The following is a 21,683-nucleotide window of genomic DNA, read 5'->3' as shown; positions in this document are numbered from 1 at the left end:
GGTAGGCTGGGATCAGAACGATCAACCAGCCGAGCCATAGCAATGAGGAAAATCATGCCTAGCAAACTCACATCGACCACATGCGCATCGACTCGGATCAATACATGCAAGTACACCTCTGATCCGGGATCTGGTCTAGGAGGTAACGGTAGAACTAAAACACCGTATGCTTGTCCTTTGCAGGACAACAACAAACAGGCCAGCATTGCTGGCCTGTTTGTGTTTGCACATAGACCCTAACGCCCGAGGCGTTGGCGCAACTCGGCAGTGAGTAGGGGCAAGACCTCATTCACATCGCCGACGAGTCCAAAGGTTGCCACGCGGAACATTGGTGCTTCGGGGTCTTTGTTGATAGCAACAATATTGCGACTGGTCCGCATTCCCGCAAGATGCTGGATCGCCCCCGAGACGCCAGCGGCGACATAGAGCTTGGGGCTGACTGTCTTGCCCGTCTGCCCGACCTGGTGCTCGTAGGGCACCCAGCCGGCGTCAACAATGGCACGCGAGGCCCCATAGGCCCCACCGAGCGCCTCGGCGAGCGGTGGAATCAGCTTGTAGTAATTATCCTTGTCGCTGAGGCCGCGGCCACCGCTGACGATGATCGCCGCATCGGTCAGGTTGACGGCACCAGTCTTCGGGGCCACATTGCTGACCTGGGTACGCATGGTTGTAGCGGGCAACGGGAGGCTTGTGACCGTACCGCCACTTGCGCCACCTGCCGCCTCGGCAAAACTCTGCTTGCGCACCAGGGCAACCACGGTGCGCCCGGCAGCAAAGGTGTAGGTATTGATCACATTGCCGCCGTGCGACGGACGCACTGCGCTGACGGCCCCACCCTCAACCTTCAGATCGGTCACATCAACGGCCAACCCGGCATCGAGATCGGCGGCCAGCGCTGCGCCGAAATCGCGCATCTGGAAACTGGCGCTCGCCAGCATCAAGGCTGGCTGAGCAGCCCCGACAGCGGCGATGGCGGCGGCTACGTGACCATCAGTTGTGTAGGTCGCCAGCGAGGCATCGCTCACCGTATAGACCGTTGCCGCACCGAGGGCGGCCGCCTGATTTGCCAGGCCCGCCACATCGCCACCGACCACCAGGGCATTGAGCGGCCCGCCGAGGCTTGCCGCTAATTCTTGGCCCTTGCCCATCAACTCACGCGAGACAGCGGCGACATCACCGCCGACCTGCTCAATATAGACGAGAACACCCGCCATTGGGAAGCTCCTTCTAGATGATCTGATTTTCGAGCAACTTATCGACCAGCTTGCGAACCTTTGCTGCGGCATCAGGGCCATCAATGATTTCACCCGAAGGCCGTGGAGGCGGTGGAACGCGGCTCGAAATCGTAGCTGCTGCGCTCAACCCACTCACCCCGAGGTCAGCAGCCGTCCAGACCGGAGGCTGGATCTTCGCCACCTTCTTGATCTTCAACAACGACGGATAGCGTGGGTTATTAATATCCTTGATCACACTGACAACAGCCGGCAGGCTTGCCGTCACCGTCTCGATCACCGTCTCGAGGTGGCGTTCCGCCGTCACTTTCTTGCCAGCGGGGTCCACTTCGAGCACCTTGCCCACATAGGTCAACTGCGCCCATCCCAGAGCACGGGCCAGTGCTGGCGCAAAAGCGCCACTCTCATCATCGGTACTATTCCGGCCACAGAAGACCAAGTCAACATCACCCAGTTTCTTGATGGCAGTGGCAACAACCTTGGCGGCCGCGAGGGTGTCAAGGTTCGCGAACGACGCATCCTTGAGCAACAACGAATCGGTTGCCCCCATCGCCAGCGCACGGCGCATCTGCTCAACCCACTCATCACTACCCATCGAAAGCACCGTCAACTTGCCACCGTGCTTCTCATTCCAGGCCAGACCCTCCTCGATGGCGTACTCGTCGAAGAGATTAATAATTTTCTCAATCCCATCGGCGTTAATGCTGAGGTCAGAATTGATCTTGACCGAGTTATCGCGTGGTACCTGCTTCATACACACGACAATGTGCATACCCAACTCCTTACATGTCCTGGCACACAAGGTGCGCGGCTATGAGTGTTCCTAACGCGGTTGATTGTACCACTTTTTAGCATACCAGTCAGACGCTTTTAGGCAAGAGAGATGCATCATTTCGCGGTTGCCTGACGTATAATATTTGTGGAAGATACGTCCTCAGAAGCGTGCATCTGCTGGCACCAGAGGCCAGCTGCGCTGGCCTCTGGTGCCAGCAGATGCACGGTAAGGTACAACCAATGCCATTTTGTCCTCAATGCGGGGCACAGAACCCTGCTTCAGCGCGTTTTTGCGATCAATGTGGCGCACAGATGATCCCCTTGCCCGCCCAAACATTGCCACCGGCACCGTCGCCAGCACCGCCGCCAGCGCGCCCGGTGCCTCCGGTCGTTCCGGCGAGCCCCGGCGTGCAGGGGGGCGTTGCGGTTGCCTCACCAGGGCCGAGTGTCTGTCCGCAGTGTGGCACATCGGTGATTCCGGGCGAGGCGTTCTGCGATAACTGTGGAGCGGCCCTGCTTGGCCCGATGCGGCCAAGTGCGCCTGCGGCAGCCCCGGTGCTCCCTTTTGGTGGCGTCCCAGCCCAGCCAACCTACCCTCCACCCCAGCCAGTCATCCCGGCCCAGCAACCGCGTCCGGTGCCCCAGGCGCCGCCGCCGCCACCACCGCCGCCAGTGCGCCCGGCCCCACCAGTCGTTCCAGCGTCACCGCCCCCGGTACGCCCGGCCCCGCCACCACCACGCACCATGCTCGCCCCGGCGGTCTTGATCATGCAGGCAAACAACGCCCGGCTCTCGCTGCCCCCTGCGGCTGAAGCACTTCTTGGGCGGGCCGACCCGGTGAGCAACTTCTTCCCCGATCTCGATCTAACCCCTTACGGTGCCGTCGAGCACGGCGTTGGTCGCCGTCATGCGCGCATCTTTGTGCATGGCGGCCAGATCTACCTCGAAGACCTCGACAGTACCAACGGCACCTTTCGCAACAACGCCCGGCTTACCCCTCGTCAGCCGGTTGCCCTCGTCAACGGCGACGAATTGCGCCTGGGGCGGCTCGTGATCACCATTCAGTTGTAGGGGAATGGGAAGAGTTCTTCTGACGCACGCTGGCAGCGTGCGTCAGAAGAACGCCGGGTTTTTAGGCCGGTAGCCCTGAAGTTATGGCTGATTCATCAAAATTCGTAGTGATTTGCAGGTTCCATTTCTGTATAGCTGTGTTATACTGGGCAACAACAGATGCATAAAGGGGTACATTTTGCGTTTTTGCATACGGCCAAGGAATGATTTTCCAATGCTTGTAGCATACCCATAGGCAGTCTGATTCGTGTAAGCTTGTTGTTGTATGCATGGCGTCTGATTTCAGAGTTGAGCAGATGTAGCCTGCAGTGGTTGCCACTTCTCTCTCCTAAATTACCCTGATCGTCTGATTTCATAAACTCGTGTACCTGCCAGGCCTGTACTGGTAGCGTTCAGTGTTGCCTCTCCTCGCGTGCCTTTTCCATATCGTGGTGAAGTGCGTATGACTCTATGCTGAACGTAGGGCAGCAGCTCTCGCTTTGCTGTGGGCAGCGTTTTGAGCTTTCACCTAACTTGCGCAAGGCGCAGGTTCACGAGCGGTTGATTGGTCGCTATCGAAGACTACGTAGCTTCAGGAGGAACACACATTGATGAAGGAAGACACCACTTCTCGCATTCACCCGGGGATCGAACAGGCGCAAGCGCAGTTACAACAGGGCCGCATCAGTCGGCGTGATTTTTTGCGCGTGGCAACGCTACTTGGCGCATCCCTTCCCTTTGCGTCAGTGCTGGCTGCCTGTGGCGGCGGCACAACCACGACTGCGCCCCCTCCAGTTGACCCTGTGGCTCCTGCCGAGCCGGCCCCTGGTGCGATCAAGCGTGGCGGTGTACTACGGGTTGGCATTGCTGTCCAGGCAGTTGATCATCCGGCACGGTTCTCGTGGACTGAGAGCGCCAATGCATTTCGCCATGTCTTTGAGTATCTGACTGAGACCGATGAGAATAATATTACGCACCCGTTGCTGCTGGAGAGTTGGGAAGCCAGTGATGATCTGACGGTCTGGACCCTCAAGTTGCGTCAGGGGATCAAGTGGACGAATGGCGATGAACTGGTCGCCGAGCATATTCGCTATAACTTTGGCGAGTGGCTCAACCCGGATGTTGGCTCGTCGATCCTCGGTCTATGGGAGGGGTTCCTGACGATCGATGGTGTCGAGGTGGTCGATGATTATACGGTTCGCCTCAATTTGAACGCGCCGAAACTGGATGTGCCCGAGAACCTCTATCACTATCCAGCCGTGATCATGCATCCCAGTTTCAATGGCGACGTCAAGACTGGCACCAACCCGAGTACCGGCCCGTACACGCTCACCGAGTACGTTGTTGACGAACGAGCCAAGTTCACCCGTCGTGAGGACTACTGGCAGTTGGGGGATGATGGCGATCCGTTGCCCTACCTTGACGCAGTGGAGTTCATCGATCTTGGCACTGACCGTACCTCGTATGTGGCCGCAATGCAGACTGGGGCCATCCACACGATGTACGAACCCAATGTCGAGAACTACCTCTCGTTGCGTGATGACCCGAATATCGTCGTCTACAGCATTGACACCTCACAGTCACGCGTGCTGCGCATGCGGGTTGACCAAGAGCCGTGGAGTGACAATCGGGTACGCACTGCCCTCAAAATGTGTCAGGATCGCGAACAGATCCTCAGCGTCGCCTACAACAACGAAGGTCTGATTGGTCACGATGTTCACGTCTCACCAGTTCAGCCGGAATTTGCGCCGATGGATACCCCTGCCTATGATCCTGAAGGAGCCAAAGCGCTGCTCGCCGAGGCAGGCTTCCCGGATGGTCTCAGCTTCAATCTTTCGGTTGGCACGGGTTGGGCCGATGTTGTCGCGTACGCCGAGACGCTTCAGCAGGATGCGCAGCCAGGTGGCTTCAATATTACCCTGGACACGATGCCCAACAATGCCTACTGGGATATCTGGACCGAAACGACGGTTGGCATTACGCCGTGGACGCATCGCCCGTTGGCGGTGATGCTGTTGCCGCTGGCCTATATTGCCGATGAGGCGGGCAATCCCGTGCCGTGGAATGAGACGCGCTGGGTTGACGAAGAGTTTTCGACATTGCTGCGCCAGGCCCAGGGCACGCTCGATATCGAAGCTCGACGGTCACTTATGGCTGACCTGCAGCGCATCCAGAACGAGCGTGGCCCGGTGGCGATCGCGGTCTGGCAACGTGTCTGGGAAGTCTTTAACCCGGCCTTCCAGGGCGTGGTTGCGCATCCAACGCTGCACAATCAGTGGTTGCGAGTCTGGTACGATCCCGACCTTGACCCAAGGGCGTAAGCTCTGGAGCCGCCAACCCCAACCCTAACGCATACGGTGCCGTAGGCACCGTATGCGTTAGAAGAGGATCTTTTATGCTCAAACTCCTCTTACGTCGTTTCCTCTTCTTGATCGTGACGCTCTTTGCCGTATCCGTGATAGTCTTTGCGATCTCAGAACTGGCACCAGGGGATATGGCAACCAATGTGCTTGGCAATACGATCACCCCGGATCAGCGGGCGTCGTTTAATGCCCAGAATGGTCTCGATCAGCCAGCGCTGACCCGCTATCGCCGCTGGATGTTGGGCAGTGACCGCGAGGCGGCACGTCTGATCGGTGCCCCTGTCGATCGGTTTTACGATGCTGAAAATAACCAGACCGGCTGGTGGGTGGGTGGTTCCGAGGGGACGATTTATCGTCATCGCTCAGAGGATGGTGAAACGATTTTACAGCTTGAACGGGACACGTTGCCCGATGGCAAGCTTGGCCCATCACGCATTGTCACCCTCGGCGATGAGATCTGGGTGACGAATGACGAAGGCGAAGAGATCTTCTGGGGTGTCAATGAAGATGGCCGTGCCGCGATGTGGATCCGTGGGTTGAACCAGAGCGAGGAGCGTTTGACACGGGCCGGTTGGATTAGCACAGCTGGTGCCCCAAGCGCGTATATTCCGCTCCAGAAGGGTCTTTTACGGGGCGATCCTGGGATTTCGCTGATCACGCGGCAGCCTGTGATCGAGACGCTTGTGCCGCGCTTGCTCAATACGCTCTTTCTCGCCGGCATTGCGTTTGTGATCATTATGCCCCTGGCGCTCTTTCTTGGAGTGATTGCTGGGCTGTACGAAGGCCGCCCCCTTGACCGTATCTTGTCGGTTGGTGGCCTGGTTGCGACCGCAACCCCAGAATTTGCCAGCGGCGTTTTTCTCATCGTCATCTTTGCGGTCTGGCTTGGCTGGTTCCCTGGTGCGGTCGTCATTCCACCAGGAACCTCGATTTTTGAGCAGCCTCAGATGCTGATCTTGCCCATTATGACCTTGATGCTGGTTGAACTGGGCTATGTGCTGCGCGTCACCCGTGCCAGCATGAGCGAAGTCTTGCGCACAAACTATATTCGTACCGCTGTGCTCAAGGGCTTGCCCTACTGGAAAGTCATCTGGCGTCACGCGCTGCGCAATGCGCTGCTCGCCCCGATTACGGTGATCATGCTGCATATCAACTGGCTGATTGGGGGCATTGTGGTGGTCGAAACCCTCTTTGGTTTTCCCGGATTGGGCAGTTATGTGCTCGCCTCGGCCCTCAACAATGACGTCTTTGCCCTCCAGGCCGCAACAATGATCCTGGTCGTGATTGCGGTTGTCTCGCAATTGCTGGCCGATCTGATCTATGTCTATTTGAATCCGCGTATTCGTTATACATGAGCGAACCTGCCTATGGCTACTGCAGAACAGACCGCTGGTGACCAGTTGCCCAGCCCTCCAGCGACGAGCACGTCGCGCTGGCAGCGCCTTGGGACGCAACTCGGTCTCTTTCGCCGCTCACGCATTGCCCTCGTTGGCCTCTGTCTGGTTGGCTTCTGGGTGGTGGTTGCCCTGTTTGCCGATAATTGCCTTGTTACGCCGGCCTGTTATGCGGGCATTGTGCGTGGCGATGATATTACAACCTGGGCAACATCGGACGAGTATCGCTCGTGGCTTTCGCGCTATTCACCGGTTGAGCAGTTTCGTGGACGTACCCGTGAAGGTCCTTCATGGGATCACTGGCTCGGCACCGATACCCGTGGGCGTGATATCTGGGCGCGCCTTGCCCACGGTTCACGGCTGATCCTAACCCTGGCCCCGCTGTCGGTGATGGTGGCTTTGCTGATTGGTGGCACGCTGGGCTTGCTCGCGGGCTATTATGGCGGCATGGTTGATGAGGTGACGATGCGCATTCTTGATGCGATCATTGCCTTTCCGCAGATCTTGCTCTACCTCGTCATTATTGCCTCGTTTGGAGCGTCGGCAACCAATGTCTTGATCGCCATCACGATTGCCGGTGCGCCAGGCATTGCCCGTCTGGTGCGTGGCCTCACCCTCGACATCAAGACCCGCGATTATGTTGCTGCCGCCCAAACCCAGGGCGAACGCTCGTGGTACATCATGGTTTTTGAGATCCTGCCTAATGCCCGTGGCCCGATCATTATTGACTCGATGCTTCGCGTGGGCTATGCCGTCTTTTCAATTGGAACGCTCGGCTTTCTTGGCCTCGGCTTGCCCCCACCTTCGCCCGATTGGGGGAGTATCGTCCAGGCTGGACGTTCTTCAATCCAGGCCGGACGCCCCTGGGAAGCACTCTGGGGTTCGCTGGCAATTGCGATGGTTGTCGTCGGGCTGAATCTGATTGCCGATGGCATGTCCGAGGAAACGCGGCGCTATCGCTAAGGGCTTGCGATCAATGTCCGTGTCGAAGAAAGAGGAATAGCTATGCGAAGGTCAGAAGACATCGCCAATCGCCCGGTCGTCAAAGTCGAAAACCTTGGCATCGCTTACGAGACGAGTGTTGGCGATGTGCTTGCGGTGCGTGATGTCTCGTTCGAGATCTTTCGGGGCGAGGCGCTTGGCATTGTGGGCGAGTCGGGGTGCGGCAAAAGTACCGTGGCGTTTGGCATGGTCAATTATCTTGGGCGCAATGGCAAGATTGCCCATGGCTCGATCTCGTTCCAGGGGCAGTCGCTGGTTGGTCGAAGCCCCGAAGAGTTACGACGTCTGCGGGGCGACCAGATTGCCATGGTCTACCAGGATCCGATGACGTCGCTCAACCCGGTGCTGCGCATTGGCACGCAAATGGCCGAGGTGTTGATGACGCACCGAGGGATGGCGAAGGAGGAAGCCCGCGAACGCTGCGTCACGATGCTGCGCAAAGTCAATATGCCCGACCCCGAACTGGTGCTGCAGAAGTATCCCCACCAGATTTCGGGTGGGCAGCAGCAACGGGTGGTGATCGCGATGGCGATGTTGAATAATCCGGCATTGTTGGTGATGGACGAGCCGACGACGGCATTGGATGTCACCGTGGAGGCAACGGTGCTCGATCTTGTTGATGATCTGCGGCGCGAGTTTGATACGGCGATCATGTTCATCAGCCACAACCTCGGTGTGATTGCACGTGTCTGCGATCGGGTTGCCGTGATGTATGCCGGCGAAGTGGTTGAAATCGCATCCGTGCATGAACTCTTTGCCAACCCGCGCCATCCCTATACCCAGGGCCTCATTCGCTGTGTGCCGAGACTTGGCCGCAGCAAGGCAAGCAGTGTCCTCTATCCGATCCCTGGCCGTGTGCCTTCACCCGATAACCAACCCGCCGGCTGCACCTTCGAGCCGCGCTGCGCGTATGCCCACGAGTCGTGTCGGGCCAAGCGCGTGCCATTGCGCCAGTTTCAGCCCAACCATAGCGTGCGCTGCCTCTTCGCCGAAGAGATCGACGCCTCACAGTGGACGCCCAATGAGCCGATGACGCCCCTTGTGCAGACTTCGTGCGATGCCGAGCCAATCCTTGAGGTTGATTCACTCAAGACCTACTATCGCCAGGCGAGTTCGTCACCGCTGAGCTTGATTGGTCTCGCCAAACCGCGTTATCTCAAGGCGGTTGATGATGTCTCGTTTAGCTTGCCCAAGGGCATTACCCTCGGCGTTGTTGGCGAATCAGGCTGTGGCAAGAGCACGCTGATCAAGACAATCATTGGGCTTGAAGAACTGTCGGGGGGCAAGATTGAATTTATGAGTGTTGATCTGGGGGTCAAGGTCAATAAACGCGATATGGCGACGATCCGTGAGTTGCAGATGGTCTTTCAAAATCCGAATGCAACGATGAACCCCAGTTATCCCATTGGACGCCAGCTTGAACGCCCGTTGCGGCGCTTCAAGATTGTCCCCCCGAGTGAGATCCGGGCCGAGGTTGTGCGCCTGTTACGAGCGGTCAAGCTCGATGAACACTACTATGATCGTTTGCCCAATCAATTGAGTGGGGGCGAAAAGCAGCGGGTTGGCATTGCCCGTGCGTTTGCCGGACGGCCTGATCTTGTGCTCTGCGATGAGCCCGTGTCGGCGCTGGATGTCTCGGTACAGGCCGCAGTGCTCAATCTGCTCGCCGAGATCCAGCAACAGCAGAACACAACGCTCTTGATGATTGCCCATGATCTGAGTGTGGTGCGCTTCTTTTCTGATATCATTGCGGTGATGTACCTTGGGCAGATCGTCGAGTTTGGCCCTGCCGAAGCGATCTATGCTCCTCCGTACCACCCCTATACCGAGTCACTGCTGGCGGCTGTGCCTATCCCAGATCCCACGGTTGAACAGGCGCACGTGCGGCTTTCGGGCAATGTGCCCAGCCCGCTTGATCCGCCGTCGGGGTGCCGTTTTCATACCCGTTGCCCTCGCCGCCACCTCTTACCCGATGATGGTAAACTATGCACAACGACCGTCCCACCATGGCAAGATGTCGGTGATGGTCATCGAATTTTCTGCCATATTCCGCTCGATCAACTCCGTGCCTTTGAGCCTGCCGTCAAGATGTCTCAGGAATAGCGCCCCCTGGCGCAGGAGGAGCCTTATGCTGGTTAAGGATTATATGCTCCAGCATCCGATTATGATCGAACCGCATAAACGTCTTGCCGATGCGCGTGCGTTGCTGGTTGAAAATGATATCTATTATCTGCCTGTGGTGGGCGATGGCAAGCGCTTTCTTGGGATGATCACGCCTCCGCGTCTCGCGATACCACCCGAGCGTATGGCGAGTCTGGATGTGTGGGAAATCTCGAATTATCTAGCAAACTTGACTGTCGAAAAGGTGATGCTGAAGGCTCGAGATTTGCCGACGATTGGCCCGCAGGCAACACTTGAGGAAGCGTCGCATCTGATGATCAAGACCAAAGTTGGCGGGCTGCCGGTGCTCGAAGGCCAGATTGTGCTTGGCCTGATTACTGACAATCATCTGCTGGTCGAGTTGAGCAATCTGCTCGGTGCCTTCGAGCCGGGTTGGCGCGTGACCGTGCGGATCAAGGGCAAACGCGGTGATTTGCTCCGCCTTATTCGTGCCGTGACTGATCGCGGCTGGACGATTATGGCCCTAGGCAATGTGCGTACACCCAAGAAGCCCGAGGACTGGGATGTTGTGCTCAAAGTTGTTGGGTGTACCCGCGAAGAACTGGTGGACGCGATTGCCCAACTTGAGGGCCAGGTGTTACGGGATATTCGCGAGACCGCAAGCTATGCGTATGTGAAGTCATGAAAGCGAGCGTCGTTGGCTCTGCTCTTTTGCCCTTTGGTGTGGCGAAGGTGGCGCATCAAGCCCAGCCAGTGCCGTGCCTGGTCGGGCTTTCGTTGCAGCATCCACCGGTGCATCTTGTTGCGCAACCTTGCAATGGGTTGCTGGTCACCGGGGCGCGTGCTGATGCGGCATTGCAGTATGCCGAAGCTTTCCTGAATTTCCATGGCCTACCTGCGCACGTTGAACTTCAGGTTGAACTGGCGGTCCCCGTTGGGCAGGGACTTGGCTCTGATGCCGCGCTGGCGTTGACGGTGGCGCAAACGCTTGCTCGATTTTATGCTCTGCCTGATGACGATCTCGTCGATCTCGCGGCTGCTGTGGGCCTCGATGCAACTGATGCGCTTGCCATCTACGGTGCAATGCAAGGTGGTTTGCTGGGTGTCGAGGTTGCGCTGGATGAGGCGAGCCGCATGTCTGGCCTGCCTGCCCTTGTGCGGCAGCAGCGCATTGCCCATCCCGAGCGTGAGGCCTGGGTCTTTGTCCTCGTCTTGCCGCGTCTCGCCCCTGGTGCCTCGGTGCCAGACGAACGCGCTCTGCTTGCTCAGATCGCCCGTGTGTCTGCATCCATCGAAGATCCGGAAGAATCTGGCGAACAACTTTTTGCTGCTGCCGCAGTCAATGATCTCAATGCCTTCGCACGTAGCCTGCAAAGCATCGAGAGCCAGACGCGACAAGTGCTGGAACAGAACGAGATAGTGCCGGCTCTGACAACAAACGACAAAAACGTGTTAGACTTTATGCGCTCACACGGTACCATCGCGCAAGGCCGTTGTCTGACCGGCAACGCATGGTGGGGGCTCATCGCCGGAGCCTCAGCAAGCCAGGTTCTTCGGGCTCAGCTACGTCGCTACCCTGGCCTTGCAGGTGGTATGGTGATAGCTGCCATTGCGAGCAAGCGCTCGTAAGAGGTTGAGCTTTGCAATGTTCTCGCCAGTATAAGCACGGGGTCTAGGGCCAATACTTTTCAAATAAGCTCACGCGAAGGCGCGAAGGCGCGAAGGGTTCGCTCACGTACGCGAAAAACGTTGCGCCTTTGCGTCAAAACAATCGCCTTCTTTGCAAGATATTGGGTCAATGGGAGTGCCGACTTCAGTCGGCTTCCGGCTCAGCCGACTGAAGTCGGCACTACCTGATGTCATGCTGAAAAGCCATGAACCGGCTGAAGCCGGCACTCCCTTCGACAGCAGAGCAGAAACCTTATTTCACAAACTACTCAACTTCATGTACACGAGGCCAGCAGAAAAAGGATTGGGTATGCGTATTGCCATCGTTGGCGTTGGTGGTGTCGGCGGTTATTTTGGTGGGCGCCTCGCGCAGGCTGGTCACGAGGTTCATTTCATCGCCCGTGGTGCCCATCTTGCGGCTATCCGCGAGCATGGGTTGCGCGTCGCGAGTTTTCAGGGTGATTTCACGATCCAGCCGGCGCTGGCAACTGATGACCCGGCTGACGTGGGTCCCGTTGATTATGTGCTGGTCGGTGTCAAGAGTTGGCAACTCGCCGAGGCAGCGGCTTCGATGCGACCCCTGCTTGGCCCCGAGACGGCTGTTGTCCCGTTGCTCAACGGGGTTGAGGCGAGCGACACGCTTGCCGAGGTGCTTGGCCCGGATCACACGATGGATGGCATCTGTCGCATTCTGGCGTCAATCGGTGGGCCTGGCCTGATCAAGCATAGCGGCATTGAGCCGTCGCTCGCTTTTGGTGAACGTGATAACCGCCGTACCCCACGCGCCGAAGCGCTCGCGGCGGCCTTTAAAGCCGCCGGGATCCGTGCCTCGGTTCCGCCTGATATTCAGGTGGCAACCTGGGAAAAATTTATGTTAATCTGTACCTGGAGTGGTCTCGGGGCGATTACAAGAGTGCCCATTGGCGTATGGCGTGCCACGCCTGGTACTCGCGCTCTTGCCGAAGCCGTCTTGACCGAAGTTGTTGCCGTAGGCCAGGCCCGTGGGGTTGCCCTGAGCATCGAGCGTGTTGCCACCGTCATGAACTTCATTGACGAAATGCCCGCTGGCGGCACCTCATCAATGCAGCGCGACATGATGGAAGGCCGCCCGTCGGAACTCGAAGCCCAGAACGGTGCCATTGTGCGTCTCGGTGCAGCCACAGGTGTCCCTACGCCAACCAACAGCTTCATCTACCACTGCCTGCTCCCCCAAGAACTGGCAGCACGTCGTGCGTTGTGATGCGGAGAAAGAGGGCCTGTTGCGCCAGGAAACAGGTTACTGCTCGTGAAAGCTGCCAGCTTTGCTGGCAGCTTTCACGAGCAGTAACCTAGGAACCACAAAAACATATGATCTTTGACACGCAGACACTGATCGCGATGTTCGGGTTGATTGGCGCGGTGATCATTGGCGGCGCACTGATGGCAGGGCCTGCCGAGCGTACCGGTTTGCCGGGGCTAGCGGTGTTTCTCCTGCTGGGCCTCGTGCTCGGGCCGTTTGGGCTGGGCCTGGTCAATATGACCCTTGATGATCCCTTTTTGCGCGTTGTCTCGACGCTCAGCCTGGTGCTGGTGCTCTTTACCGATGCGATGACGCTCGATCTTGGTGAGGTGCGTCGCAATAAGACGCTCGCTGCATTGATTCTTGGCCCCGGGACGCTGGTAGCGGCTTTTGGCCTTGCCGGCGCAGCCTGGTGGTTGCTTGATCTCCCGCTCGTTGCCGCCATCATTCTCGGTGCTGCGGTGGCTTCGACCGATCCGGTCGTCTTGCGCGGCATGCTTCAGGGCAGCGGCATGCCACCCAGGATGCACCTTGCGCTGCGCCTCGAGAGCGGAATGAATGATGTGCTGCTCTTGCCGATTGTGATGATTGCGCTGGCGTTTGGGGTCGCCGGAGGAACGCCGCCCGCAGGGACGCTCGTGAGTCTGCTGGTCAGCCTCTTTTTGCTTGGGCCGCTGGCCGGGATCTTTGTTGGCGTGGCCTCGGTGCGTTTGCTTGTTTTGGTGCGTGACCGCTTTGGGGTGCGCCGCGAGTACGAGTCGCTCTATGTGATCGGCGTGGCGCTGACTGCCTTTGCCGCCGCTGAAGCCCTCGGTGGCAGCGGCTTTCTCGCGGCCTTCGCCGCTGGCCTTGTGGTCTCGTCGCTTGACGTTGAACTCTGCGATTGCTTTCTTGAGTATGGGCAGGTTACCGCCGAGATGGCGCTGCTTTTTACCTATGTGTTGCTCGGTACATCGCCGATCTGGAGTGGTATCGGGGTAATCGGGCCGGCGGCGTTGCTCTTTGTGGCGATCGTGCTGCTGGTGCGTCTGCCGATCTTTGCCGTGGCCCTCGGCGCGGTCGGGTTGACCCTCCGCGAGCGCCTGACCCTGGGGTGGTACGGGCCGCGTGGCCTCGGGGTGCTGCTGCTGGCGCTGATCGCCGTCTTTGGCGACCTCCCCGATGGCGAACGAGTGGTCGCCCTGGCGAGCCTGGTTGTCCTTGTGTCAGTGGCCCTGCAGGGCGGCTGGCCGCTGCTGCGGCGTCGGCGGCGCACCCCGTCTAGTGCGCCAGCGCCGGTGCTTGCTCCCCAGCAGCGCCTAACCGAGGGTGAGTTCATCCCACTGATGCCCACCGCGGGCCAGGTCGAAGCGATTCCGCTGATGCCTGCGCCAGGTCTGCCGGAACGGATGAACCTGGAGCAGATGCGTCTGCACCGGTCGCGTGGCGAGCCAGTGGTGCTGATTGATGTGCGTACCGAGCGCAGTTATCGGGCGACGGAAACGATGGCCGATGGTGCGCTGCGTGTGCCACCCGATCGCGCCGTTGCGGCCCTCAAAGCCTTTGGGGTGCCGAGCGAGGCGTGGGTCGTTGCCTACTGCACCTGAGGGAGCGAAGAGACAAGCGCCCGGGTGGCGCGAGAATTGCATAAAGCAGGCTGGCCCCGTGCCCGTGCCCTCGTCGGCGGTTGGCAAGCCTGGGTTGATGCCGATTTGCCCTTGATGCCGCGCATTGAAGAGTGAGCCTTACCACCTCAAAATATAGTCTCGTTGCTGTTGGGTCTCGGGGCTGTGCGGATGGTAGATGCGTTTGGCGACCCCTTGCCAGTGACGGGCAAGCGTTGCCAGCGCATCTTCACCGCGCATGCCGCGGCGTACCAGCCAGCAACCAACCACGGTGCCTGTTCGCCCGATGCCGCCCCAGCAGTGAAGGTAGACCGTCTGCCCGGCGGCGATTTCGCCATCAAGGTAGTCCAGGATCGCCTCCATCACGGCCCGCGACTGCGGAATGCTGCCATCATCAATCGACATACGCCGGTAGCGCACGGTCATCTGGCGGAACTGAGCCTCGGTGGCGAGCAGCGCCTCGTATGGCACAAGCGCGTCGACCTCGGTGAGATCAAGGAACGACGTAATGCCGGCATCGAGGTGCAAGGCAATGCGCCGTTGCGCCAGATCCGGCACCGCCGCGCCTGGATACTCACCCGCAATGAAATTGGGCGCAACCCGGTAACTGTTGTCGTGGGGAAGATCTTTCATCATGATGCAGTATACCGTGCTTTTGTTGCAGTGGTATACTGGAATAGATGCAGCATGTGGCACCTGGAGCTGTTCATCTAAGGAGATCTACACTACAATGGAAAAACCATGGCTGGCGTCGTATGAGCAGGGTGTTGCGCCAACCCTCACCTATCCGCAACAAACCTTGAGCGATCTGCTTCGTGAGACAGCTCGCCTTTATCCTGAGCATACTGCGACCAATTTCGTCCTCAAATATATGTTGGGAGGGCGTTTTACGGTTGGCGGCAAGCTCAGCTACAAGGAACTCGACACCCTGGTCGACCGTATGGCGACAGCCTTGTATCAACTGGGTGTGCGCAAGGGCGAGCGGGTTGGGCTTATGCTGCCCAATTCACCGCACTACCTGATCGCCTTTTTTGCCGCGATGCGTATCGGGGCGGTGGTAGTCAATATCAATCCAGTCTATACCAGCCGTGAGTTGCAACATCAACTCGCTGATGCAGACGCCGAAACGATTGTCTTGCTCAACCTCTTCTGGCCGCGCCTACGCGAAATTCGTCCTGAAACATCAGTCAAGCGCGTTATTGTTGCGCATGTCTTTGATACCCTCACGTTCCCTTCGCGCTTGCTGGTCAAGCGGAGTCAGCAGCGCTCGGCAGAATGGGTAGAAGTGCGTCCTGAAAAGGATATCTTCTTTTTCAGTGACTTACTCCGCTATCCGCCGACTCCACCCAAGGTGAATATCGATCCTGATGAAGTTGCGCTGTTCCAGTATACCGGCGGCACCACGGGTCTTCCCAAGGCCGCGATGCTTTCGCATAAGAATCTTATTGCCAATGTGACCCAGGTTGATGCGTGGGTTGTTGATGGGCAGCCGGGGCGCGAGAAGTTGCTTGCGGCGATTCCGTTCTTTCACGTCTATGGCATGACGACGGCGATGTTGTATGGGGTGCGTCTGGGCGCTGAGTTGGTGACGGTGCCGAATCCACGGCCAATTGAGAATGTGATGCGGATTATTGCGACCGAGCGTTGCACGATCTTTCCGGGTGTGCCGGCCATGTATATTGGTATCATTAACCATAAAGATATTGCCTCGTATGATCTGCGCTCGGTGCGCGTCTGTGTCAGTGGCTCGGCACCGTTGCCTGTGCAGGTGCAAGAGCGTTTCGAGACGCTGACTGGCGGACGCCTGGTTGAGGGCTATGGTCTTTCCGAGGCTTCCCCGTTGACCCACGGCAATCCTGTCCACGGCCGTCGCAAGGTGGGCAGCATTGGCGTGCCTTTTCCCGATACTGATGCGCGGCTGGTTGATCTTGAAACTGGTGCCAATTTGCCTTTTGATGACCAGGCCCAAGGCGAGTTGTGCGTGCGTGGCCCGCAGGTGATGCGGGGCTATTGGCAACGCCCAGAAGAGACCGCTGAGACGATCGATGCCGAGGGGTGGCTCCATACTGGTGATATTTGCAAAGCTGACCCCGAAGGCTATTTTTATATCGTTGATCGCAAGAAAGATATGATGATTGCCTCGGGGTTTAAGGTGCTGCCCCGTGATGTCGAAGAGGTGCTCTATATGCATCCGAGTGTGATGGAGGCGGTAGTTGCTGGCATTCCGCATCGTGCGCGCGGCGACGATACGGTCAAGGCGTTCATTGTGCCCAGGCCCGATACCCATCCTACTGCTGAAGAGATCCGTGCGTTTTGCGCGTTGCACCTTGCGCATTACAAAGTGCCGCGCGAGATCGAGTTCCGCGATGATTTGCCCAGGACGATTGTGGGCAAGGTGCTCCGACGGTTGCTGATCGAAGAAGAACATATGAAGCAGCAAACCGTTGTGCATGATACTGGTGAGCCTGGTAACCCTTGATAAGGAGGTGCGGAGGGGCCTGGCTCCTCTGTGGAACCGATATGCTGCGTACTTTATTGCGTTTTTCACGACCGCATACGATTATTGCCACGAGTGTACAGGTCTTCACGCTTTTCCTGATCGTTGTTGGGAGTTTGCAGGCGCTGCCAGCGGCGCTGGGGCCGGTTGGTCTGGCGTTGATCACATGCCTTGCCTTGAATCTTTATGTCGTTGGGCTTAATCAGTTGACCGATGTGAGCATTGATCGCATCAATAAGCCTCATTTGCCTCTAGCCGCGGGCGACTTCTCGCCCCAAGAGGGGCGGCGCATTACGTTTGCCGCTGGCGCACTCGGGTTAGTGCTAGCGCTGATTGCTGGCCCCTATCTCTTTGTGACGGTTGCGCTCATCATGGCGATCGGGACGATCTATTCGGTGCCGCCGTTGCGCCTCAAGCGCTTTCCTATTCCTGCGGCACTGAGCATTGCACTGGCCCGTGGTTTGATCGCTAACCTCGGTCTTGCGCTGCACTACAATCAAGTTTTTGGTGGCCAAATCCCGGTGGTGACGCTGAGTCTGCTCGGGCTCTTCTTTTTTGGCTTTGCCCTCGTTATTGCAATCTACAAAGATCTGCCCGACCGCGAGGGCGACCAATTGCACCAGATCGAGACCTTTACGACCCGCCTCGGGCCACGCCAAGTACTTAATAGCGGGCGGGTGATTTTGACGGTCTGTTATGCGATCCCGATGCTGCTTGCGCTCCTCTGGTTGCCTGGTGCGGCCCCCTTCTTTCTGCTCTTGAGCCACGCCGTGTTGAGTGCGATCTTCTGGTGGGGCAGTATACGGGTGGATTTGAGTGACAATCAGAATATTACTCGTTTTTATATGTTGATATGGGCGCTCTTTTATGCTGAGTTTGTAGTCTTAAGCATCTATGAACTCATTCGGGTAAGCTTGTGATGATGCCACGCACCCTCTGGAGGCAGACGGCAAGTCTTATTGCCCTGGGGCGCCCGTTGCACCTGCTCGGTGGGGCGCTCTTTTATAGCCTGGGGGCGGCGACAGCGATCTATGCCGGGGCGGCGCTCAACTGGGTTACGGCGCTCGGGAGTCTGTTGGCGATGCTCGCGGCCCAGTTGATGGCGCACTACAGCAATGATTTCTTTGATTTTGATGCCGATCTGGCGAATCCCAATCCAACTCAATGGTCCGGGGGGAGCCGCGTCTTGCCTGCGGGGCATCTTCCCCCGCAGGTTGCCCTGATTGCGTCGCTCGTCTTCGCGGTGCTCGGTCTGCTCTTGATCCTCTGGTTTGCCCCACAAACGCCTGCACCAGGGTTGACCATCGTTGTTTTTCTTGTCGCGGCCTTTTTTGCGTGGAGCTACAGCAGCCCGCCACTCTGGTTGAATCGGCGTCGTCTCGGCGAGTTCTTTGGTGCCGTGACCGTGCCTGGTTCTACGTTGCTCCTTGGTTTTGTGGTGCAACGCGGCAACCTCGAACTGCTGCCTCTGCTTGTGGCCGCCCCGCTCTGCCTGATGCAATTCGGGCAACTGGTAACCGTCAATGTGCCCGATGCCGAAGGCGACCGGCTCGTAGGCAAGCATACGCTGATCGTCTGGCTTGGCCCGGATCGTATGCGTGGCCCCTATCTGGCAATGCTTGCCCTTGCCTACCTGAGTTTGCCCTTGCTCGTTGTCACTGGCTTGCCATGGCCCGTTGGGCTTGCGGTGCTTATCACGGCACCGATTGCGCTGTGGCTCGGCTTCCAGGTGATCCGCGGGGCATGGTACAAACCTGCCACCTGGGATGCGCTCGGCTTCTGGAGCATTGGCCTGATTGTTGGCACCGCCTTGTGTCAGTTTGGGGCTTTTCTGTTGCTGCTCTAGGCCCCCGCCAACTCCACGTTTACATGCCCCTGGGCAGATGTTATACTTGGACTGATAGTAGTCAGCTTTGGCGAGAGCAAAATGTTCACTGGAGAGTCCACGAGTGCCTCGACGATAACACCTGATCAGCCTGATGCGTTGCAGCGCTGGCGTGATCGCTTGCTCAAAGTGTTGATCCGTGTTGCCCTGGTCTTCTTTGGCCTCCACTATCTTCTCTATTTTGTCGAGCGATGGGAAACCCAACAGTTTGTGTCCCTGGGAATCAGAACGCTCCTGTTGATCGCACTGTTTGTCCTGGTGTTCATACCCGAGAATAGGTATCGCCTCCAACTCTACACGCTCTTGAGCATCGGGTTGGGTTTGGCAATCATCAGTACGTTCCAATACGGGTTGGTCGGCATCGGTCGCCTGCACCTTCTCTTTACCGTCATTCTCGCCAGCCTTCTCCTTGAGCCACGGCGTGCTGTCCCTTTCACTGTATTTGCGGTGACGCTGGTAGCAGGCATCCTTGTTGGAATGGCTGTCGGCATCGTGCCAGTAGCCCCTGATCTTGGTGTTCGGGTGGTGAGCACCGATGCGTTGCTAGTCAATACAGTTGCCTTGATTACCTATGCGGTCTTGATCGGCAATGCCATTGGCTGGTTGATCAACCGGCTCTCCCGTAGCTTGCGTGAAACGGCAACTGCCCTTGCCGAACGTGATCGCTTGAATAGCCAACTTGAATTATTGGTCGAAGCTCGCACCGAAGAACTGCGTCGCAGTCAGGCGCTGCTTCAGACATTGATTGACAATTCTCCTATAGCGGTTTATGTCAAAAGCAGTGATGGGCATTACCTGTTGACCAATGCCTTTACCCAACAGGCCCTGAACCTGAGCCAGGAGGAACTGGAAGGCAAGCGCGATCTCGATCTTTTTGGCGAACGGGCGCTGCCCTGGCGGATCCAGGAACAGGAGGCCATCGCCCGTGGTCGACCGATTGAACGTGAAATTGAACATATGCAAGATGGCACACTGCATACCTACTACGTTACCAAATTCCCCATCTATGATGCGACCGGAGCGATGATGGCTGTCGGTGGCATTGCCTATGATATGACCCCGCGCAAACTGGCCGAAGGCCGCCTGGCCTACCAGTTGCGCGTGCAACTCGCCATTGCGCGTTGTGCCCGTCAATTGTTGCGTGCCAATGTCGAGGATATGCAGCATCAGGCGCTGCTGATGAGGGTCTTCGAGGAGTTTCGTCAGGCCACTGATCTCTATCATATCGGCCTCTATATCCTGCAACCGATCAACGGCGTGCCTGCCTATCGGGCACTCTTTCAATCTCCCGATCCAATGCGAATCGATGATGGAACCCCTCTCGCTGAAGTCAATCCGGTCTTTCTTGCGCGCCTGCTCAGAGGTGAGCCTGTTGGCGGCCCGGCGGAAAAGATCTTCATTCCTGGTTCACCGAAACATGCCTTCTGGCAACGCCGCAAGATCGCTGGGATCGCCGCGACCCTCATTACCGTCGAAGGGCGTCCCTGGGGTTTCGTTGGCTTTGGCTTCGCAGGACCCTATCGACCGCTCGAACCCGAAGAACTGGCCCTGTTGAGTGCGATGGCCGAGATGGTCGGGGCCTTCTTGAGCCGCCTCGAAGCCAATCGCATGCTGCGTCAGCGCCTCGATGGCCTGGCCGCCCTCAATCAGATTGCCCAGTCGCTGATGAGTTGGACCGATCTGCCGATGGCCCTGCGCACAGTTGGAAGGGCGTTGCTGCCACTTTTTGAAGCGAACCGTATTGCTATCTGGCTCTGTGAAGAGCAGACTGAAAACCTGGTCGCACTGGCGGTCATTGGTCATACTGATGCAATCAGCAGTGGTCAGGTTGTTCCGATGGATGCGCTCACCCCTGCCCAGATGGTTCTGGCAAGTCTCAATGGCACGGTTACGACAGAACCTGCATGTGCGCTACTGCTTGGCCCTGATGATGGCACAGCCCCCTCAACAGGTACGTACCTTATGCAACCGTTGATTGCGCGTAAACGAGGCTTCGGACTCTTTGTCATCCATGCGCCTCCAGAACGCACGACTTTTGGCACGAACGAACGTGAACTCGCCCAGATTATTGCGGGCATGCTGAGTAGTGCCATCGAAAATGCCCGCCTCTATCAAGATACGATGGTACGTACCGCACAGGAAGAACGGCGCCGCCTGGCGCGTGAACTGCACGATTCGATTACACAGTCGCTCTACAGCATGACGTTGCTGGCTCGTGCCTGGACGATGACGGTTCACGAGGCTACGACCGAAGATCTTACCAACTGGTTTCGCCAGATTGAGGAGATCTCGCTCCAAGCGCTCAAAGAGATGCGCCTGCTGATCTATCAATTGCGTTCGCCCCAACTCGATCAGCAGGGGCTTGCCGAAGCGCTGCGGCTCCGCCTTGAGGCGGTCGAAGAGCGAACAGGGATCAAGGTATGTCTGGATGCAGATCGCTACCAACGCCTGCTGCCTTCGATGGTTGAGCCGCAACTCTATGCGATTGCGCAGGAGGCTTTGAATAATGCGTTACGCCACGCTGGGGCTTCGCTGCTTTCGGTGGTGCTCTGCAGTGATGAAGCGCACGGTGTCTTGCTCGAGGTGAACGACAATGGTCGCGGCTTTCTGACCGTTGCCCCCTCGGCCGGGCTTGGCTTGATCACCATGCGCGAACGGGCCGAAGCGATCGGTGGTGAGTTGCATGTGGCGAGTGCCCCTGGTCATGGCACGGTGGTGCGCGTAACGGTACCCTTGCTGGCCTTGGGTAACGGAGCGGCCCCCGGCACAAAGCCTTTCGCTGAGAGTGCAGTGATGATGAGGTGAAGCGTGTTG

Annotated in this window: 16 protein-coding genes; 13 read left to right on the top strand and 3 right to left on the bottom strand. The window is 58.0% G+C overall.

The window, feature by feature from the left end; translation table 11 throughout:
- Nucleotides 1-236 precede the first annotated feature (236 nt).
- Both EYB53_RS05175 and EYB53_RS05170 read right to left on the bottom strand, forming a co-directional pair.
- Nucleotides 237-1,214, bottom strand: a complete 978-nt coding sequence (locus tag EYB53_RS05175) for an electron transfer flavoprotein subunit alpha/FixB family protein (protein WP_135477147.1) — start codon at nucleotides 1,212-1,214, stop codon at nucleotides 237-239.
- A gap of 13 nt (nucleotides 1,215-1,227) precedes the next feature.
- Entirely contained in the window at nucleotides 1,228-2,004 is a 777-nt protein-coding gene (locus EYB53_RS05170; protein ID WP_135477146.1) for an electron transfer flavoprotein subunit beta/FixA family protein, read from the bottom strand.
- Between the two features lie 221 nt (nucleotides 2,005-2,225).
- On the opposite strand from EYB53_RS05170, the gene EYB53_RS05165 reads away from it, so the two are divergent.
- From EYB53_RS05165 to EYB53_RS05125, 9 genes are all read left to right on the top strand, one after another.
- Nucleotides 2,226-3,077 carry a double zinc ribbon and FHA domain-containing protein gene (locus tag EYB53_RS05165; RefSeq protein ID WP_307726694.1) on the top strand — a complete coding sequence of 284 codons (852 nt, stop codon included), beginning with the start codon at nucleotides 2,226-2,228 and terminating at the stop codon, nucleotides 3,075-3,077.
- Nucleotides 3,078-3,667: 590 nt separating this feature from the next.
- Nucleotides 3,668-5,377 carry an ABC transporter substrate-binding protein gene (locus tag EYB53_RS05160; RefSeq protein ID WP_135477144.1) on the top strand — a complete coding sequence of 570 codons (1,710 nt, stop codon included), beginning with the start codon at nucleotides 3,668-3,670 and terminating at the stop codon, nucleotides 5,375-5,377.
- Nucleotides 5,378-5,451: 74 nt separating this feature from the next.
- Nucleotides 5,452-6,774, top strand: a complete 1,323-nt coding sequence (locus EYB53_RS05155; protein WP_135477143.1) for an ABC transporter permease — start codon at nucleotides 5,452-5,454, stop codon at nucleotides 6,772-6,774.
- Nucleotides 6,775-6,786: 12 nt separating this feature from the next.
- Complete coding sequence (locus EYB53_RS05150; RefSeq protein WP_135477142.1) at nucleotides 6,787-7,776, top strand: ABC transporter permease; 990 nt, start codon at nucleotides 6,787-6,789, stop codon at nucleotides 7,774-7,776.
- Nucleotides 7,777-7,818: 42 nt separating this feature from the next.
- Nucleotides 7,819-9,918, top strand: a complete 2,100-nt coding sequence (locus EYB53_RS05145; RefSeq protein WP_135477141.1) for a dipeptide ABC transporter ATP-binding protein — start codon at nucleotides 7,819-7,821, stop codon at nucleotides 9,916-9,918.
- A 25-nt stretch (nucleotides 9,919-9,943) separates the two neighbouring features.
- On the top strand, nucleotides 9,944-10,621 hold the full coding sequence (locus EYB53_RS05140; RefSeq protein WP_167857267.1) for a CBS domain-containing protein: 678 nt from the start codon (nucleotides 9,944-9,946) through the stop codon (nucleotides 10,619-10,621).
- Nucleotides 10,618-11,565 carry a GHMP family kinase ATP-binding protein gene (locus EYB53_RS05135; RefSeq protein WP_135477139.1) on the top strand — a complete coding sequence of 316 codons (948 nt, stop codon included), beginning with the start codon at nucleotides 10,618-10,620 and terminating at the stop codon, nucleotides 11,563-11,565. The genes EYB53_RS05140 and EYB53_RS05135 overlap by 4 nt, the downstream gene beginning before the upstream one ends.
- A 349-nt stretch (nucleotides 11,566-11,914) precedes the next feature.
- Complete coding sequence (locus EYB53_RS05130) at nucleotides 11,915-12,844, top strand: 2-dehydropantoate 2-reductase (RefSeq protein ID WP_135477138.1); 930 nt, start codon at nucleotides 11,915-11,917, stop codon at nucleotides 12,842-12,844.
- A 107-nt stretch (nucleotides 12,845-12,951) separates the two neighbouring features.
- Nucleotides 12,952-14,469, top strand: coding sequence for a cation:proton antiporter domain-containing protein (locus tag EYB53_RS05125; protein WP_135477137.1), 1,518 nt, complete (start codon nucleotides 12,952-12,954; stop codon nucleotides 14,467-14,469).
- 138 nt (nucleotides 14,470-14,607) lie between these two features.
- Here EYB53_RS05125 and EYB53_RS05120 read toward each other — a convergent pair whose 3' ends face one another.
- The gene (locus EYB53_RS05120) at nucleotides 14,608-15,123 is read right to left on the bottom strand and encodes a protein-tyrosine phosphatase family protein (protein WP_254150899.1); all 516 of its coding nucleotides are present in this window, start codon (nucleotides 15,121-15,123) and stop codon (nucleotides 14,608-14,610) included.
- 94 nt (nucleotides 15,124-15,217) lie between these two features.
- Here EYB53_RS05120 and EYB53_RS05115 point away from each other — a divergent pair, with 94 nt between their 5' ends.
- The 4 genes from EYB53_RS05115 (at nucleotide 15,218) to EYB53_RS05100 (ending at nucleotide 21,674) form a co-directional block, all read left to right on the top strand.
- Nucleotides 15,218-16,966 carry a long-chain-fatty-acid--CoA ligase gene (locus tag EYB53_RS05115; protein WP_135477136.1) on the top strand — a complete coding sequence of 583 codons (1,749 nt, stop codon included), beginning with the start codon at nucleotides 15,218-15,220 and terminating at the stop codon, nucleotides 16,964-16,966.
- A gap of 41 nt (nucleotides 16,967-17,007) precedes the next feature.
- A complete protein-coding gene (locus EYB53_RS05110) occupies nucleotides 17,008-17,904 on the top strand; it encodes a homogentisate phytyltransferase (RefSeq protein ID WP_135477135.1) in 897 nt (298 codons plus the stop codon).
- On the top strand, nucleotides 17,904-18,830 hold the full coding sequence (locus EYB53_RS05105; protein WP_254150898.1) for a prenyltransferase: 927 nt from the start codon (nucleotides 17,904-17,906) through the stop codon (nucleotides 18,828-18,830). The genes EYB53_RS05110 and EYB53_RS05105 overlap by 1 nt, the downstream gene beginning before the upstream one ends.
- Nucleotides 18,831-18,911: 81 nt before the next feature.
- A complete protein-coding gene (locus EYB53_RS05100; protein ID WP_135477134.1) occupies nucleotides 18,912-21,674 on the top strand; it encodes a sensor histidine kinase in 2,763 nt (920 codons plus the stop codon).
- Nucleotides 21,675-21,683 lie beyond the last annotated feature (9 nt).

This window comes from Candidatus Chloroploca mongolica (genome assembly GCF_004762035.2).
Lineage (GTDB): Bacteria > Chloroflexota > Chloroflexia > Chloroflexales > Chloroflexaceae > Chloroploca > Chloroploca mongolica.
Note: the sequence above shows the minus strand (reverse complement) of the source record. Positions and strands in the feature narration are given on the sequence as shown.